Here is a 14,444-nt window from a genome sequence, read left to right as displayed (position 1 = left end):
TATTATTAAAAAAGACCAGCAGGTTTGGTTCCGCAACGCCTCTTCACTGAAAAGCAATAATAAGGTCGTCGATATGCCCCTGCTCTCTTATATTAAAACGCGACCGGGCATTGTCATTGCCCGGCCGCTCTGACCCGCCGTATCACTCTGCGGGCCAGGGCGTTTCAAGCCTGGTCCGCCACGCGCTGACGGATGCGCTGTTTCTCTTCTTCGCTCAGGAAGGCGATGGTCAGGCCGTTCTCCTGCGCCTGGCGAATATGCGCAGCGGACAGGCCCGCCTGCGGCGCGGCCACCTGGTACTCGTGACCGATCTCAATGCCCTGCACCGCCGGATCGTCGGTGTTTAGCGTCGCCAGAATGCCGTGATCGAGGAATGTGACCAGCGGATGATGGGAGAGGTGCGCCACGGTGCTGGTCTGAATGTTAGAAGTCAGGCAGGACTCGATGCCGATGCGGTGCTCCGCGAGGAAATCCATCAGCGCCGGGTCTTCCACCGCCTTCACGCCGTGACCGATACGTTCGGCGCCCAGCTCGCGGATCGCCTGCCAGATGCTGTCGGCGCCAGCGGCTTCGCCAGCATGCACCGTGACGCGAAAACCAGCGTCGCGCGCGCGGTTAAAGTGGCTCAGGAACTCGCTGCCGGGGAAGCCCAGCTCATCGCCCGCCAGATCGACGGCGGTAATGCCGTCGCGATGCGCCAGCAGGCCATCCAGCTCGTTCAGACACGCCTCTTCGCCAAAGGTGCGGCTCATAATGCCGATCAGTCGCACATCGATATTGTGCTGTTGACAGCCGGCGCGCACGCCGTCGATTACCGCTTCCACCACGCCAGCGATCGGCAGGTTATGGTTCATCGCCATATAGCCCGGCGAAAAGCGCAGTTCGGCATAATGAATGCCCGCGCGCGCGGCGTCCTCGACGTTCTCCAGCGCCACGCGGCGGCAGGCGTCGAGCGATCCCAGCACCTTCACGCCCCAGTCGAGCTTTTGCAGGAAGCTGACCAGATCGGGCTGGTTCTCCACCACCTGCACATGCGGACGCAGCGCGTCGAGGTCGCTGGCGGGCAGCGCGATATTAAATTCACGGCCTAAATCGAGAATGGTCGCAGCGCGGATATTGCCATCAAGATGGCGATGAATGTCGGTAAGCGGCAGGCGGGCGTCAATCATGAAGCACTCTCTTTCACAGGTTAAGATAAAGTGCAGAGTAGTATAAAAATAAGTTGCGCAACTATGCCAGATAATTGCGCAAGATGTTACGCCGACTGCTGGTTAATTGCCCGTCGCCGCCCTTTCGCGCCGCAAATGACGCTATTCGCCCGCCCGCTTCGGCAGCTGCCAGGTCTCCTGCGCCACCAGCGCGTCGTGCGCATCCTGGCTGCGGCGGCGGAAGTCGCTGGGGCTGACGCCGACACGTTTGCGGAATACGCGTGAAAAATAGAGCTGATCGTCATAGCCCACCTCGCGGCCAATCGAGGCGATCGGCTCCTGCGTGGTTTGCAGCAGCAGCTTGGCGCGGATCACACGCTGATCTTCGCGCCAGCGCAGAAGATTGACGCCCATCTGCTCGCGGAACAGATGCGCCAGACGCGAAGGCGACAGGCAGACGTGCTTCGCCACCGCCTCGATTTTTAGCTCGCCCGCCAGGTTGCTGGTGACATACTGGCACGCCTCAATAATGCGCGGATCGCGGATTTGCTGATGCGAACGCGGATCTTCCTCTACCGCCCGCAGCAGCAGCCGCTCCAGCAGGTTCATCGCCAGCTCCTCGGCGAAGCGCCGCCCGGAGTTGTGCGTTTGTTCAATATTAGCGAACAGACGGTCAAACTCGCCGCGCAGCGATTCCGGCAGACGCAGGCGGCCCACGCTGTGGGTCTCGTCCTGCCAGCGCAGCCAGTCGTGCCAGTAGGCGCGCGGACGAAAGTAGATCCAGCGGTGATACCAGCTGTCGCTGTCCGGCGCGCGGCCATAGAAGTGCGGCGTTTTCGGCTGAAACAGCAGCATGTCGCCCGGCTCGCAGTCGAACGCCCTGTCGCCCTCAAACACGCGTCCCCGCCCTTTTATCGTCAGGTTGATAATGTAGCCTTTCATGCCGTGCGGACGATCGATACAGAAATCGAGCGCGCCGCCGGCGCTGATCGGCGTCAGTCCGGCCACCAGCCAGGCGTTGAAGGGGTAGCCCGGCAGCAGGGGGTTGGGCTGTGACTCAATCGGTTGACGATGGTACATAATAATCCTCGTAGCGAAGCGTCAGGTATGGCGGGCAGCCAGGCTGCCCGCGACGATCAGGCCGCTTTATGGCTCTGTTTGTAGCGGTCGAAAATCACCGCCGCCAACAGTATCAGACCGCGCACCACATACTGTGAGAAGGGTGAGATATTCAGCAAATTCATCGCATTCTCAACGGTGCCGAGGATCAGCACCCCCGCCACCACGTAGGAGATCTTGCCGATGCCGCCCTTCAGCGATACGCCGCCCAGCACGCAGGCGGAGATGACGATCAGCTCATAGCCCAGCGAGGTCATCGGCTGACCGCTGGTCATGCGCGACGCCAGAATAATGCCCGCCGCTGCGGAGACCAGGCCGGAGAGAATAAAGATAATGATGCGGGTGCGCACCACCGGCACGCCCGCCAGCCGCGCCGCCTCTTCGTTGCCGCCGATCGCCAGGGTGTTGCGCCCGAAGGTGGTTTTGTTCAGCAGGAAACCAAAGATGATCATGGTGCCGATGGTCAGCCAGATCGGCGCCGGCAGGCCGAACCAGGTAGCGTAGCCCAGCTCGAAGAAGCGCTCATCTTCAATGCCGACCGCTTTGCCGTCAGAGAAGATGTAGGCCAGGCCGCGCACGATCTGCATGGTCGCCAGCGTGGTGATCAGGGCGTTGATCTTCAGTTTGGCGATCACGAAGCCGTTAACGAAACCGCAGAGCACGCCCAGCAGCAGCCCGGCGCTGATGCCCAGCCACAGGCTTTCGCTCATATTGATCACCACCGCGGTCGTGACGCCCGCGCAGGCAATGACCGAGGCGACGGAGAGGTCGAAATCCCCTGACGCCAGGCAGAACAACATGCCGCAGGCGACCATGCCGGACATCGACATCGCCAGTCCCAGGCCCTTCATATTGATAAAGGAGCCGAAGTTAGGAATAAACAGCACGCAGGCGATAAACAGCACGGCGAAAACCACCAGCATACCGAAGTTGTCCCAGATACGGCCAAAGCGGAAACCGGAGCGCGACACCGGCGGCGTATTTGAAGTCGTGGATGAAGACATAGCGTTACTCCTGCATCAGGCCACGGCGGCCGTCTGTTGCGTGTTTTTCGGCATGGCAAGGCTCAGCGTCAGCTGTTCCGTTGCCTCATCATGTAACAGTTCCCCGGCGATCTCGCCTTCGCGCATCACCAGGATGCGGTCGGCCAGCCCCATGACTTCGGGCAGATCGCTGGAGGCGAACAGCACGGCGATGCCCTGCTGCGCCAGCGCGTAAATCAGGTTATAGATCTCATGTTTAGCGCCCACGTCGATGCCGCGCGTCGGCTCATCGAGCAGGATGACCTTCATCTCTTCCGACAGCCAGCGGCCGAGGATCGCCTTCTGCTGGTTGCCGCCAGAGAGATTCATGATCAGCTGATCGGCGGTGGGCGTTTTAATATTCAGCGAACGGATATGTTTGTCGGCGTTGTGCGACTCCCAGCGGTGATCGATCAGGCAGCCTGCCGTCAGGTTATTGCGGCGCGCGGAAATGTTGATATTGTCGCGCACCGAATGCACCGGAATAATGCCGTCCGCTTTGCGGTCTTCCGGGCAGAGCATAATTCCGGCGCGAATGGCGTCAGAGGGTTCGCTGATGGCCAGCGGCTGGCCGTCGAGCAGCACGCGGCCCGCCTTCAGGCGCGTGGCGCCGAACAGCCCTTTCATCAGCTCGCTGCGCCCGGCTCCGACCAGGCCGAACAGCCCGACAATTTCGCCAGCGCGCACGCTGAGCGATACCGGTGTTCTGACACCAACCGCATGCACGCCCTCCAGCTGCAAACGCACCGGCCCATGTTCGCGCGGGGCGTAGCCGTAAACATCGCCCAGATCGCGTCCGACCATCGCCTGCACCAGCATGTCGTGGCTGGTGTTCGGCACGTCGTCGAAGGTGCGCACATAGCGGCCATCTTTAAACACGGTAATCGCGTCGCTGAGGGCGAAGATCTCCTCCATACGGTGCGAGACATAGAGCACCACCCTTCCTTCGGCGCGCAGCTGGCGGATAACGCGGAACAGCTGTTCGATTTCGCGTGCCGACAGCGAGCTGGTCGGCTCGTCAAAGGCGATAATTTTGGCGTTGCGCGCCAGCGCCTTGGCGATCTCCACCATCTGCCACTGGCCGAGCGAAAGGTATTTCAGCGGGGTATCAGGATCGATATCCATCCCTAAGTTTTTTAGCTGTAGCCCCGCTTCGTAGCGCAGCAGTTTGCGATTCACCAGCCCGCCGCGCTGCGGCAGCTGACCGAGATAGATGTTTTCCGCCACGCTCATCTCCGGCACCAGATGCAGCTCCTGGTAGATGATGGCGACGCCAGCATTAAGCGCGTCGGTGGTATGACCGAAACTGACCGGCCGCCCCTGGATCTGGATAGTGCCGCCGCTTGGCTGATAGCTGCCGCTCAGGATTTTCAGCAGCGTCGATTTCCCGGCGCCGTTCTCGCCCATCAGCGCATGCACTTCGCCAGCGCGACAGTGAAAGCTGATATCCTGTAGCGCCTTCACGCCGGGAAAGGTTTTACTGATGCCATGAAACGACAGAAAGGCTGAATCAGTGTTCATGGTGACTCCGCATTGCCTGTTCATAATAGACGCCGGCGAACCGGCGCGTGATTAAACGGGCGCGTCGCGCCCAACGGTGTCGGAACGGCTTACATCAGCCCTTTTTTCGCCAGCTCGGCTTTAAAGTTGTCGCGGGTGATCAGCACCACGTCGGTGACTTCGGTGAATTTCGCCGGCTCTTCGCCTTTGGTCGTCCAGTTATAGAGCATCTGAATGCTCTTATAGCCGTGAACGTCCGGGCTGGGCAGCAGCGAGCCGTAGAAGCCGGTCGCCTGGCCTTTGGAGAGTTCGCTGATGGCGTCGACGCCGTTGATGCCGATGCCGATCACGTCCGGCGCCTTGAATCCCTGCCCTTCGGAAGCGCGCACGCCGCCCAGCACGGTGTTGTCGTTCATGCCGACGATCAGCCAGTGCTTCACTTCAGGATGCTGCACCAGCAGCGAGTTGGCGGCGTCAAACGCGCCGGGGATATCGTTTGATTTGGTCGGCACCTGATAGATCTGTTTTTCCGGGAAGCCCGCCGCCTTCAGCGCCTCAATCGAACCGGAGGTGCGGCGACGCGCGGTGTCCAGCTCGTTGGCGGTGATCGCCATCACCGCTGAGTTTTTCACATCCCAGCCGCGCTTCTGCATCTCCTTATAGAGTTCCTGGCCCTGGCGCTCGCCGATTTTGGTCGCCGCCATCATCACCAGCGGCACGGTTTCCATCGGCTTGCCTTTGGCGGTGACGAACTGATCGTCCACCGCGATCACCTTCAGGTCGTAGCTGCGCGCTTTCGCCATGATCGCCGAGCCGAGTTTCGGGTCCGGCGTACAGATAACGAAGCCCTTCGCGCCGCTGGCCGCCAGGCTGTCGATGGCGTTCAGCGTTTTTTCGCCGTCCGGCACGGCGATTTTGATCACCTCAAAGCCGAGATCCTTGCCCGCCTTATCAGCGAACTTCCATTCGGTCTGGAACCAGGGCTCTTCCGGCTGTTTCACCAGGAAGCCTAATTTCATGGTTTCGGCGATAGCGGATTGTGACATAACGGCAGCCAGTCCAACGGCGGCTAACGCTTTAGTGAATTTGTGCATGATGCTCTCCGGCGCAGTGTTGTTTTTTCGTTGTGCGCAACGAAACGGTGTAAACGGTACCAATCGGATGAAAAGCGCTTCAAAAACCACAAATCAGATAATTAGCGCAGTGATTGCGTATTACCTGAGCAAACGCTGGGCTAGTTTTAGCGGGAAACGTCACGCGAAATGTAGAGCGGTATCACATCGTAAAACAACAGCAAAAATGTCCATAGATTCAGCGATTTTAACCTTAAGTTAACTTTTGACCGAGTTCACATAACCCATGACGATGGCAGAAAAGTGCATATTTGCAGCCGCCCAGGGCTAACCGAAAAACGGTGTGCTTTTTACTGTTAGAGCCTGCGATTGTTCATTAACAGGAGAGCCCGAATGCGTGCTGGTGCCATAACGATTGGTCTGGACTTTGGCAGCGATTCGGTTCGCGCCCTGGCGGTAGACTGCCAAAGCGGCGAAGAACTACAGAAAGAGGTGGCGCCTTATACGCGCTGGATGGCGGGACGCTACTCGATGCCGCAGATAAGCCAGTTTCGTCATCACCCGCTGGACTATATTGAAGCGCTGGAGAAAGCGATTCGCGGCGTGGTGTCGCGTCTGAGCGCAGAGCAGCGCGCGGCGGTGGTCGGCATCGGCGTCGATTCCACCGGCTCCACCCCGGCGCCTGTCGACCGCGACGGCAACGTGCTGGCGCTGCGTCCTGAATTCGCCGACAACCCAAACGCGATGTTTGTGCTGTGGAAAGATCACACCGCCATTGAGGAGGCGGAGGAGATCAACCAGCTCTGCCGCAGCGGCCGCTTTGAGGACTATTCGCGCTATATCGGCGGCGTTTACTCCTCCGAATGGTTCTGGGCGAAAATTCTCCATGTCTCACGCACCGATGCGGCGGTGCGCGACGCCGCCGTCTCCTGGATCGAACTGTGCGACTGGGTGCCCGCCTTGCTGAGCGGCACCACCGCGCCCGCCGCTATCCGCCGCGGCCGCTGCGCCGCCGGACATAAATCGCTGTGGCATCCGCAGTGGGACGGCCTGCCGCCGGCGGCGTTTTTCAACGCACTCGATCCGCTGCTGACGACGCAGCTCGACTATCCGCTGTTCAATGACACCTTTACCGCTGAAAAGCCGGTCGGCACTCTCACTGAAGAGTGGGCGATGCGCCTCGGCCTCTCTACCGACGTTATCCTCTCCGGCGGCGCCTTCGATTGTCATATGGGCGCGGTCGGCGCCGGCGCGCAGCCCTATACGCTGGTGAAAGTGATCGGCACCTCGACCTGCGACATTCTGATCGCCGACGCGGAGCGCGTCGGCACGCGCGCCATCGAAGGCATCTGCGGCCAGGTGGACGGCAGCGTGACGCCCGACGCCATCGGCCTGGAAGCGGGCCAGTCGGCGTTCGGCGATATGTACGCCTGGTTCAGCCGCCTGCTTAACTGGCCTTTACAGCTGGCGGCGCAGCAGCAGCCGGAACTGAAGCCGCAGCTCGATGCGCTGTCGCAGGATCTGCTGCGCCAATTGACCGACGCCTGGGTAGCGAATCCGCAGCTCGATCATCTGCCGGTGGTGCTGGACTGGTTTAACGGCCGCCGCACTCCCTTCGCCAATCAGCGTCTGAAAGGGGTGATTACCGACCTGAACCTCGGCACCGACGCGCCGACGCTGTTCGGCGGCTTTATCGCCGCCACCGCCTTCGGCGCGCGCGCCATTATGGAATGTTTCGAGCAGCAGCAGATCCCGGTGGAGAACATCCTGACGCTGGGCGGCATCGCCCGTAAATCCCCCGCCATCATGCAGGTCTGCTGCGACGTAATGAACCGTCCGCTGGATATCGTCGCCTCCGATGAGTGCTGCGCCCTCGGCGCGGCGATCTTTGCCGCCGTGGCGGCGGGCGTCTATGAGGATGTCCCTGCCGCGCAGCAAAAGATGGCCAGCCCGGTCGAACGCACGTTGCAGCCCGACGCGGCGCGCGTGGCGCGCTTCCAGCAGCTTTATGAACGTTATCAACAGTGGTGTGCGACAGCCGAACCGAACTATGCCGCACGTCCGTCTTCCACAATTTAAGGAGTTTGTATGCAACAGTTTGATTCGCTGAGCGTGTGGTTTGTTATCGGCACCCAGCATCTGTATGGACCGGAAACGCTGCGCCAGGTCGCCGACCACGCGCAGCAGGTGGTGGACGGGCTGAATCGCGAAGCGGGCCTGCCGGTGAAGCTGGAGCTGAAACCACTGGTAAAAAGCCCCGACGAGGCGCTGGCGCTCTGCCGCGACGCCAACCATGACAACAGCTGTATCGGCATCATCACCTGGCTGCACACCTTTTCGCCGGCGAAAATGTGGATCGGCGGGCTGTCAGTGCTGAACAAGCCGCTGTTACAGTTCCATACCCAGTTCAACGCGGAGATTCCGTGGGACAGCATGGATATGGACTTTATGAACCTGAACCAGACTGCGCACGGCGGCCGCGAATTCGGCTTTATCGGCGCGCGCATGGGCCTGGCGCACAGTGTGATCACCGGCCACTGGCAGGATGGTCACAGCCACCAGCGTCTTGGCAAATGGATGCGCGCCGCCGCGGCGCGTCACGCCAGCCAGCAGCTGAAGGTGGCGCGCTTCGGCGACAATATGCGGGAAGTGGCGGTCACCGAAGGCGATAAGGTCGCGGCGCAGATCCAGTTCGGCTATGCGGTCAACGGCTGGGGCGTGGGCGATCTGGTCGAGGTGATCAATCAGGTCAGCGACGGCGACGTCAACGCGCTGATCGATGAGTATGAGAGCCAGTATCGCTTCAGCGACGTGGCGGCGGTCAACGGCGAAAAACGCCAGAACGTGCTGGACGCCGCGCGCATCGAGCTGGGCATGAAGCGCTTCCTCAATGACGAAGGCTGCCGCGCCTTTACCACCAACTTCCAGACGCTGCACGGCATGACGCAGCTGCCTGGCCTGGCGGTGCAGCGTCTGATGGCGCAGGGCTACGGCTTCGCCGGCGAAGGCGACTGGAAAACCGCTGCCCTGCTGCACATCTTCAAAATCATGGCGGGCGATCGCCCTGGCGGCACTTCTTTTATGGAGGATTACACTTACCACTTCGCACCGGGCAATGAGCTGGTGCTGGGTTCGCATATGCTGGAAGTCTGCCCCTCTATCGCTAAAGAAGAGAAGCCGCTGCTGGACGTGCAGTTCCTTGGCATCGGCGGCAAAGCCGATCCGGCCCGCCTGATCTTCTCAACGCCGGCAGGCCCGGCGGTGAACGCCAGCGTGATCGACATGGGCGACCGTTTCCGCCTGTTGGTTAACGTGGTGGATACCATCGAACAGCCGCAGCCGCTGCCGAAGCTGCCGGTGGCGCGTGCGCTCTGGAAGGCGCAGCCTTCACTGGCAACCGCCTCTGAAGCCTGGATTCTGGGCGGCGGCGCGCACCATACCGTTTTCAGCCAGGCGCTGGACGTGGACGATATGCGACTTTACGGCGAGATGCACGGCATCGAAGTGATGGTGATCGATAACGACACCACGTTACCTGCCTTTAAGGATGCGCTGCGCTGGAACGAAGTTTACTACCGCATCAAGCGCTGACCGCTAACCGGTACAGCCGACACAAGCCGCATCAACCCGATGCGGCTTTTTTTATTCTGACGGTGGTAACACGTTTCTTTTCACCGCATCCGCCCTGTTCCTTCCCGCCTGTTTAATGCTCTCGCTGAAACTCATCCTTAAAGGCAGATATGGCGCCAGCGATAATTAATGCTTGTTACCCCTGCTCTGCGGGCGGGGGCTTTTTCCCTGCCAGGCGTTGCGTTTGCCGTAGCTGAAGCATCGAACTTATTTCTTGATTAGTATGTTGTAACTAATTAGGGATAAAAAAAGCGCCCCGGCCTGGAGCGCTCTGTCTGGCTGACCGCCAGTCGTGCGGCGGCTACTGCGGCGTCACCCGCTCTACCGGCGCATTCTGCTGCCGATCCCACATCACCGTCAGCAGCCGTTGCAGCGCGATAAAGGCGAACAGCAGCACGCCGATGGCGATTTTGGTCCACCAGGAGCTGAGCGTGCCGTCGAAGTTAATCCAGGTCTGAATCAGCCCCTGAATCAACACGCCGAACAGCGTGCCCAGCACCGTTCCGACGCCGCCGGAAAGCAGCGTGCCGCCGATCACGACAGACGCGATGGCGTCCAGCTCCACGCCCAGCCCCGCCAGCGCGTAGCCCGCCGAGGTATAGAGCGAAAAGACGATGCCCGCCAGCGTCGCCAGAAAGGTAGAGAGCATATAGATCTTCACCGTGGTGGCGCGCGTCGACACGCCCATCAGCTGCGCGGAGTGCATATTGCCGCCAATGGCGTAGACCTGATTGCCGAAACGGGTGCGGTGCGCCAGCAGAATCCCCAGCGCTACCACCGCCAGCATCACCAGCGCCATCAGGCTGAGCCGTCCGCCGCCCGGCATTTTCCATGCCATGCCCGAAAGCGTACTATAAAGCGGATGGTCAATCGGAATCGAACTTTCCGCAATCAGATAGCTGCAACCACGCAGGAAGAACATGCCCGCCAGAGTGATAATAAAAGCGGGAATTTTCAGCGCATCGATCAGCCAGCCCATCAGCGCGCCGAAGATTGCTCCCGCCAGCAGAATAATAGCGAACGCCAGCCACGGCGACAGGTGCAGATCGCCAATCGCCCGCGCCAGGAAGACGCCGGTAAAGGCGATAACCGCGCCCACCGACAGGTCGATGCCGCCGGAAAGAATCACAAAGGTCATACCGACGGCGATGATGCCGAGAAAGGCGTTATCGGTGAGGATATTGCCAATCACGCGCGTCGAGGCAAAGCCGGGAAACTGCGACAGGCAGAAAAGATAGCCCGCGATGAATACCAGCAGCGTGATGGTTAAGGGCAAATGACGTTTTAACATTTCAGCCTCTCCGCTTCAGTAACTGCAAAAAACGCGGCGATTGCAGCAGCAGCACCGCCATCACCACCACCGCCTTGACCACCTGATTCAGCTCCGGCGGAAAGCCGGAGAGCAGAATGCCGGTGTTCATCGCCTGAATAATCAGCGCGCCCAGCAGCGACAGCAGCAGATTAAAGCGCCCGCCCATCAGCGAAGCGCCGCCGATCACTACCGCCAGGATGGCGTCCAGCTCCAGCCAGAGCCCGGCGTTATTGGCATCGGCGCCGCGAATATCCGCCGCGACGATCAGCCCCGCCACCGCCGCGCAGAAGCCACTGATCAGATAGGCGGACATCACCACCAGCCAGCCGTTGACCCCGGCGTTGCGCGCGGCGCGCAGGTTGATGCCCACCGCTTCGATAAACAGCCCAAGGGCGGTTTTACGCGTCAGCAGCCAGACCAGCAGCGCCATCGCCGCCGCGATCCAGACCGGTACCGGCAGCAGCGCGAACGCTCCGCTGCCGATCCAGCCCAGCGCCTCACTGTCGAAGGTAACGATCTGCCCCTGGGTGATCAGCTGGGCGATGCCGCGCCCCGCCACCATTAGAATCAGCGTGGCGACGAACGGCTGGATCTTCAGCAACGCCACGAGGATGCCGTTCCACAGTCCGCACAGCACGCCGCTGGCCAGCGTCGCCAGTATAATCACCGGCAGGCTGTGACCCGCTACCGTCAGCGTCGCCGCCGTCGCGCCGGCGATCGCCATAATCGCCCCGACCGAGAGATCGATGCCGCCGGTGGCGATCACCAGCGTCATACCGATGGCAAGCAGCGCCACCGGCACCGCACGGTTAAGAATGTCGATCGGGCTGCCGAACAGGCGGCCATCCTGTAAATGCAGCGCAAAAAAGTTGTTCGCGACCAGGCTGTCCACCAGCAGCACCAGTATCAGCGCCGCCAGCTGCGGCATTCCAGGTGGGAGTTTACGCTTCAACACAGGGGGCTTCTCCGGCAATACGTGACTTTCAGGCATGGCGCGCACCTCCATCCGCAATGGCGCCGACAATCGCCGCCACCGACAGTTTTTCCAGCGGGATTTCCGCAACCTGTTGACGATCGCGCAGGATCACCACGCGATCGGCGTAGCCGACCAGCTCCTCCAGCTCCGAGGAGATCACCAGCAGCGCAAGGCCGTCGGCGCACAGCGACTCAATAAGACGAATGATCTCCGCATGGGCGCCCACATCGATGCCGCGCGTCGGCTCGTCCAGAATCAAAAACTGCGGGCGGGTCACCAGCCAGCGCGACAGCAGCACCTTCTGCTGGTTGCCGCCGGAGAGCAGCTCTATCGGCTGCTCGGCGTGCGGGGTGCGAATCCCCAGCTGGCGGATAAAGCGCTGGGCGATATCCGTCTGCTCGCGTTTGCTGATGGGACGCAGCCAGCCGCGCTGAGCTTGCAGAGCGAGGATAATGTTTTCACGTACCGAGGCGGCGCCGATGATGCCGTCGGTTTTGCGATCTTCCGGGCAGAAACCCATGCCAAGCCGCGACGCCTGCGCCGGGCTGCGGATGGTCCGCTTTTTACCGCGGATAATGGCGGTGCCGCTGTCGGCGCGCCGCACGCCAAACAGCACCTCTGCGGTTTCGGTACGGCCTGAACCGAGCAGGCCCGCCAGCCCGACCGCCTCGCCGGGGCGCACCGCCAGGCTGAACGGTTCGATGGTGCCCTTCTTGCTGTAGTTTTGAAACTCCACCACCGGCTTATCGCTTTTCAGCGTTCTGCCGGCGCGCTGCAACGCGGTCTCCATCAGTTCGCGCCCCAGCATCAACTTGATCAGCTCCAGCTGCGGCAGCGTGTCGGCATCGCGGGTGGCGATATACTGGCCGTTGCGAAGGATAGTGATGCGATCGCAGACGCGGTACACCTGGTCGAGGAAATGGGTAACGAAAATCAGGCTCATCCCCTTCGCCTTCAGCTGATTCATCAGCGTGAACAGCATCTCTACCTCGCTGGCGTCGAGGCTGGCGGTCGGTTCATCCAGAATCAGCACCTGAGCGGAGAGATCGACCGCACGGCAGATAGCGATAATCTGCTGCATTGCCACGGAGTAGTGACCCAGCGGCCGGTTGACGTCGAGCGAGAAGCCGTAGCGGTTAAGCAGCGCGCGCGCCTGATGCGCCATCGCCTTGCGGTCGACCATGCCGAAGCGCTTAGGCTCGCGGCCAATAAACAGGTTATCCGCCACCGACATATTCGGCAGCAGGTTCACTTCCTGATAAACGGTGCCGATGCCTGCCTGCTGCGCCTGCGCGGTATTGCGCGGCGCAATGGCCTGACCGTTCAGCAACACCTCGCCGGCGTCGCGCTGGTAAACGCCGGTCAGCACCTTAATCAGGGTTGATTTGCCCGCCCCGTTCTCCCCCAACAGCGCCATAATTTCGCCGCGTTGCAGGCTGAACGAGACATTATCCAGCGCCTTCACGCCGGGGAAGAATTTGCTGACGCCGCGTATATCCAGCAGCTTTTCTGTTTGCACAGTCATAATACGCCTCGGTGAATAACAACGGCGTCGGCCAGTACGCCCAACGGAGCGTCTGGCCGACGGCGGCGATGAAACGCGGATCAGTAGCCCATATTTTTCTTCTTATCGAGTTCGCTTTGCGCGTCGGCGGGCAGCCAGAGTTTGGTTTCGGTTTTGATCACTTTCGGCGGCACAGTGCCGTTCTGTTTCAGTTTCTCCAGCGCATCGAACGCCGGGCCAGCCATATTCGGCGTCAGCTCGACGTTGGCATTGGCTTCGCCCGCCAGCATCGCTTTATAAATATCCGGCACGCCGTCAATCGAGCCGGTAAGAATATCTTTGCCCGGCTTCAGGCCCGCCTCTTTAATTGCCTGAATCGCGCCAATCGCCATATCGTCGTTATGGGCATAAACCATGCAGATATTTTTTCCGTTATTTTCCGCCTTGATAAAGCTCTCCATCACCTCTTTGCCTTTGCTGCGGGTAAAGTCGCCCGACTGCGAACGGATCACTTTAATGTTCGGCGTATTAGCGATCGCTTCGGCAAAGCCTTTTTTGCGGTCGATGGCGACGCTGGCGCCGACGGTGCCCTGTAACTCAACCACGTTGCACGGCTTGCCGTTCATCTGCTTCACCAGCCATTCGCCGATCAGACGTCCTTCCAGCACGTTATCCGCGGTAATCACCGAGGTATAGAGCGAGTTATCTTTCACCACGATGGCGCGGTCGAGCAGGAATACCGGAATATTGGCGTCTTTCGCCTCCTCCAGCACGGGCTCCCAGCCGGTCTGCACCACCGGTGCGATAAAGATGGCGTCGACGCCCTGGGCGATAAACGAGCGCACCGCCTTGATCTGGTTCTCCTGTTTCTGCTGACCATCGGCAATTTTCAGCGTGATGCCGCGCTTCGCCGCTTCGCTTTTCGCTACGCTGGTTTCCGCTGCGCGCCAGCCTGATTCAGAGCCAACCTGCGAGAAACCAACGGTCATATTTGCCGCCAGCGACGGCGCGGCGAGCGTAGCGCTCACCATCGCGGATAAAAGTAAACGCTTCCACATAGTCTTCTTCCTCTGGTGGGATTTTACGGCTTGGGTACAAACGCGTTTACAGCCTGGCGGATTCGGCTACGGGAGTTTTCGACATGCTTCACAAAATTCAAT

Annotated in this window: 12 protein-coding genes; 3 read left to right on the top strand and 9 right to left on the bottom strand. The window is 60.6% G+C overall.

The window, feature by feature from the left end; translation table 11 throughout:
* Positions 1–133 (top strand): N-acetylmuramoyl-L-alanine amidase-like domain-containing protein (locus tag MYY08_RS01045; protein ID WP_502888441.1); only part of this gene is annotated, 133 nt, incomplete at its 5' end.
* 31 nt (positions 134–164) lie between these two features.
* Here MYY08_RS01045 and add read toward each other — a convergent pair.
* From add to MYY08_RS01020, 5 genes are all read right to left on the bottom strand, one after another.
* Positions 165–1,169, bottom strand: a complete 1,005-nt coding sequence (add, locus tag MYY08_RS01040) for an adenosine deaminase (RefSeq protein WP_038626226.1) — start codon at positions 1,167–1,169, stop codon at positions 165–167.
* Between the two features lie 141 nt (positions 1,170–1,310).
* Positions 1,311–2,228, bottom strand: a complete 918-nt coding sequence (araC, locus tag MYY08_RS01035) for an arabinose operon transcriptional regulator AraC (RefSeq protein WP_084970370.1) — start codon at positions 2,226–2,228, stop codon at positions 1,311–1,313.
* Positions 2,229–2,284: 56 nt separating this feature from the next.
* Complete coding sequence (gene araH, locus MYY08_RS01030) at positions 2,285–3,271, bottom strand: L-arabinose ABC transporter permease AraH (RefSeq protein ID WP_288012586.1); 987 nt, start codon at positions 3,269–3,271, stop codon at positions 2,285–2,287.
* Positions 3,272–3,286: 15 nt separating this feature from the next.
* Positions 3,287–4,810: an L-arabinose ABC transporter ATP-binding protein AraG gene (gene araG, locus MYY08_RS01025; RefSeq protein WP_038626231.1), complete on the bottom strand. Its 1,524-nt coding sequence runs from the start codon at positions 4,808–4,810 to the stop codon at positions 3,287–3,289.
* 89 nt (positions 4,811–4,899) lie between these two features.
* A complete protein-coding gene (locus MYY08_RS01020) occupies positions 4,900–5,883 on the bottom strand; it encodes an arabinose ABC transporter substrate-binding protein (RefSeq protein ID WP_038626233.1) in 984 nt (327 codons plus the stop codon).
* Between the two features lie 372 nt (positions 5,884–6,255).
* Here MYY08_RS01020 and MYY08_RS01015 point away from each other — a divergent pair, with 372 nt between their 5' ends.
* Together MYY08_RS01015 and araA are read left to right on the top strand one after the other, a co-directional pair.
* Entirely contained in the window at positions 6,256–7,941 is a 1,686-nt protein-coding gene (locus MYY08_RS01015) for a ribulokinase (protein ID WP_288012582.1), read from the top strand.
* A gap of 9 nt (positions 7,942–7,950) precedes the next feature.
* Positions 7,951–9,453, top strand: coding sequence for an L-arabinose isomerase (gene araA, locus MYY08_RS01010; protein ID WP_084970371.1), 1,503 nt, complete (start codon positions 7,951–7,953; stop codon positions 9,451–9,453).
* A 340-nt stretch (positions 9,454–9,793) separates the two neighbouring features.
* Here the strand turns inward: araA and yjfF are convergent, their stop codons facing one another.
* The 4 genes from yjfF to ytfQ form a co-directional block, all read right to left on the bottom strand.
* Positions 9,794–10,783 (bottom strand): galactofuranose ABC transporter, permease protein YjfF, encoded by a 990-nt coding sequence (gene yjfF / locus MYY08_RS01005; protein ID WP_084970372.1) that lies wholly within the window; start codon positions 10,781–10,783, stop codon positions 9,794–9,796.
* Position 10,784: 1 nt separating this feature from the next.
* Positions 10,785–11,795, bottom strand: coding sequence for a galactofuranose ABC transporter, ATP-binding protein YtfT (ytfT, locus tag MYY08_RS01000; protein ID WP_084970373.1), 1,011 nt, complete (start codon positions 11,793–11,795; stop codon positions 10,785–10,787).
* Positions 11,788–13,305 carry a galactofuranose ABC transporter, ATP-binding protein YtfR gene (gene ytfR / locus MYY08_RS00995; protein ID WP_038626243.1) on the bottom strand — a complete coding sequence of 506 codons (1,518 nt, stop codon included), beginning with the start codon at positions 13,303–13,305 and terminating at the stop codon, positions 11,788–11,790. Before ytfR ends, ytfT begins: the two co-directional genes overlap by 8 nt.
* Before the next feature lie 80 nt (positions 13,306–13,385).
* Positions 13,386–14,342: a galactofuranose ABC transporter, galactofuranose-binding protein YtfQ gene (ytfQ, locus tag MYY08_RS00990; RefSeq protein WP_038626245.1), complete on the bottom strand. Its 957-nt coding sequence runs from the start codon at positions 14,340–14,342 to the stop codon at positions 13,386–13,388.
* Positions 14,343–14,444: the final 102 nt, after the last annotated feature.

This window comes from Mixta sp. (genome assembly GCF_024610815.1).
GTDB classification, from domain to species: Bacteria; Pseudomonadota; Gammaproteobacteria; order Enterobacterales; family Enterobacteriaceae; genus Mixta; species Mixta calida.
This window is presented reverse-complemented; position numbering and strand designations above follow the sequence as displayed.

Bases quoted from the DNA above. Each gene is read 5' to 3' on its own strand.
- add (WP_038626226.1), bottom strand. From the start codon at position 1,169: ATGATTGACGCCCGCCTGCCGCTTACCGACATTCATCGCCATCTTGAT.
- araH (WP_288012586.1), bottom strand. From the start codon at position 3,271: ATGTCTTCATCCACGACTTCAAATACGCCGCCGGTGTCGCGCTCCGGT.
- araA (WP_084970371.1), top strand. From the start codon at position 7,951: ATGCAACAGTTTGATTCGCTGAGCGTGTGGTTTGTTATCGGCACCCAG.
- ytfT (WP_084970373.1), bottom strand. From the start codon at position 11,795: ATGCCTGAAAGTCACGTATTGCCGGAGAAGCCCCCTGTGTTGAAGCGT.
- ytfQ (WP_038626245.1), bottom strand. From the start codon at position 14,342: ATGTGGAAGCGTTTACTTTTATCCGCGATGGTGAGCGCTACGCTCGCC.
- ytfR (WP_038626243.1), bottom strand. From the start codon at position 13,305: ATGACTGTGCAAACAGAAAAGCTGCTGGATATACGCGGCGTCAGCAAA.
- araG (WP_038626231.1), bottom strand. From the start codon at position 4,810: ATGAACACTGATTCAGCCTTTCTGTCGTTTCATGGCATCAGTAAAACC.
- MYY08_RS01015 (WP_288012582.1), top strand. From the start codon at position 6,256: ATGCGTGCTGGTGCCATAACGATTGGTCTGGACTTTGGCAGCGATTCG.
- araC (WP_084970370.1), bottom strand. From the start codon at position 2,228: ATGTACCATCGTCAACCGATTGAGTCACAGCCCAACCCCCTGCTGCCG.
- MYY08_RS01020 (WP_038626233.1), bottom strand. From the start codon at position 5,883: ATGCACAAATTCACTAAAGCGTTAGCCGCCGTTGGACTGGCTGCCGTT.
- yjfF (WP_084970372.1), bottom strand. From the start codon at position 10,783: ATGTTAAAACGTCATTTGCCCTTAACCATCACGCTGCTGGTATTCATC.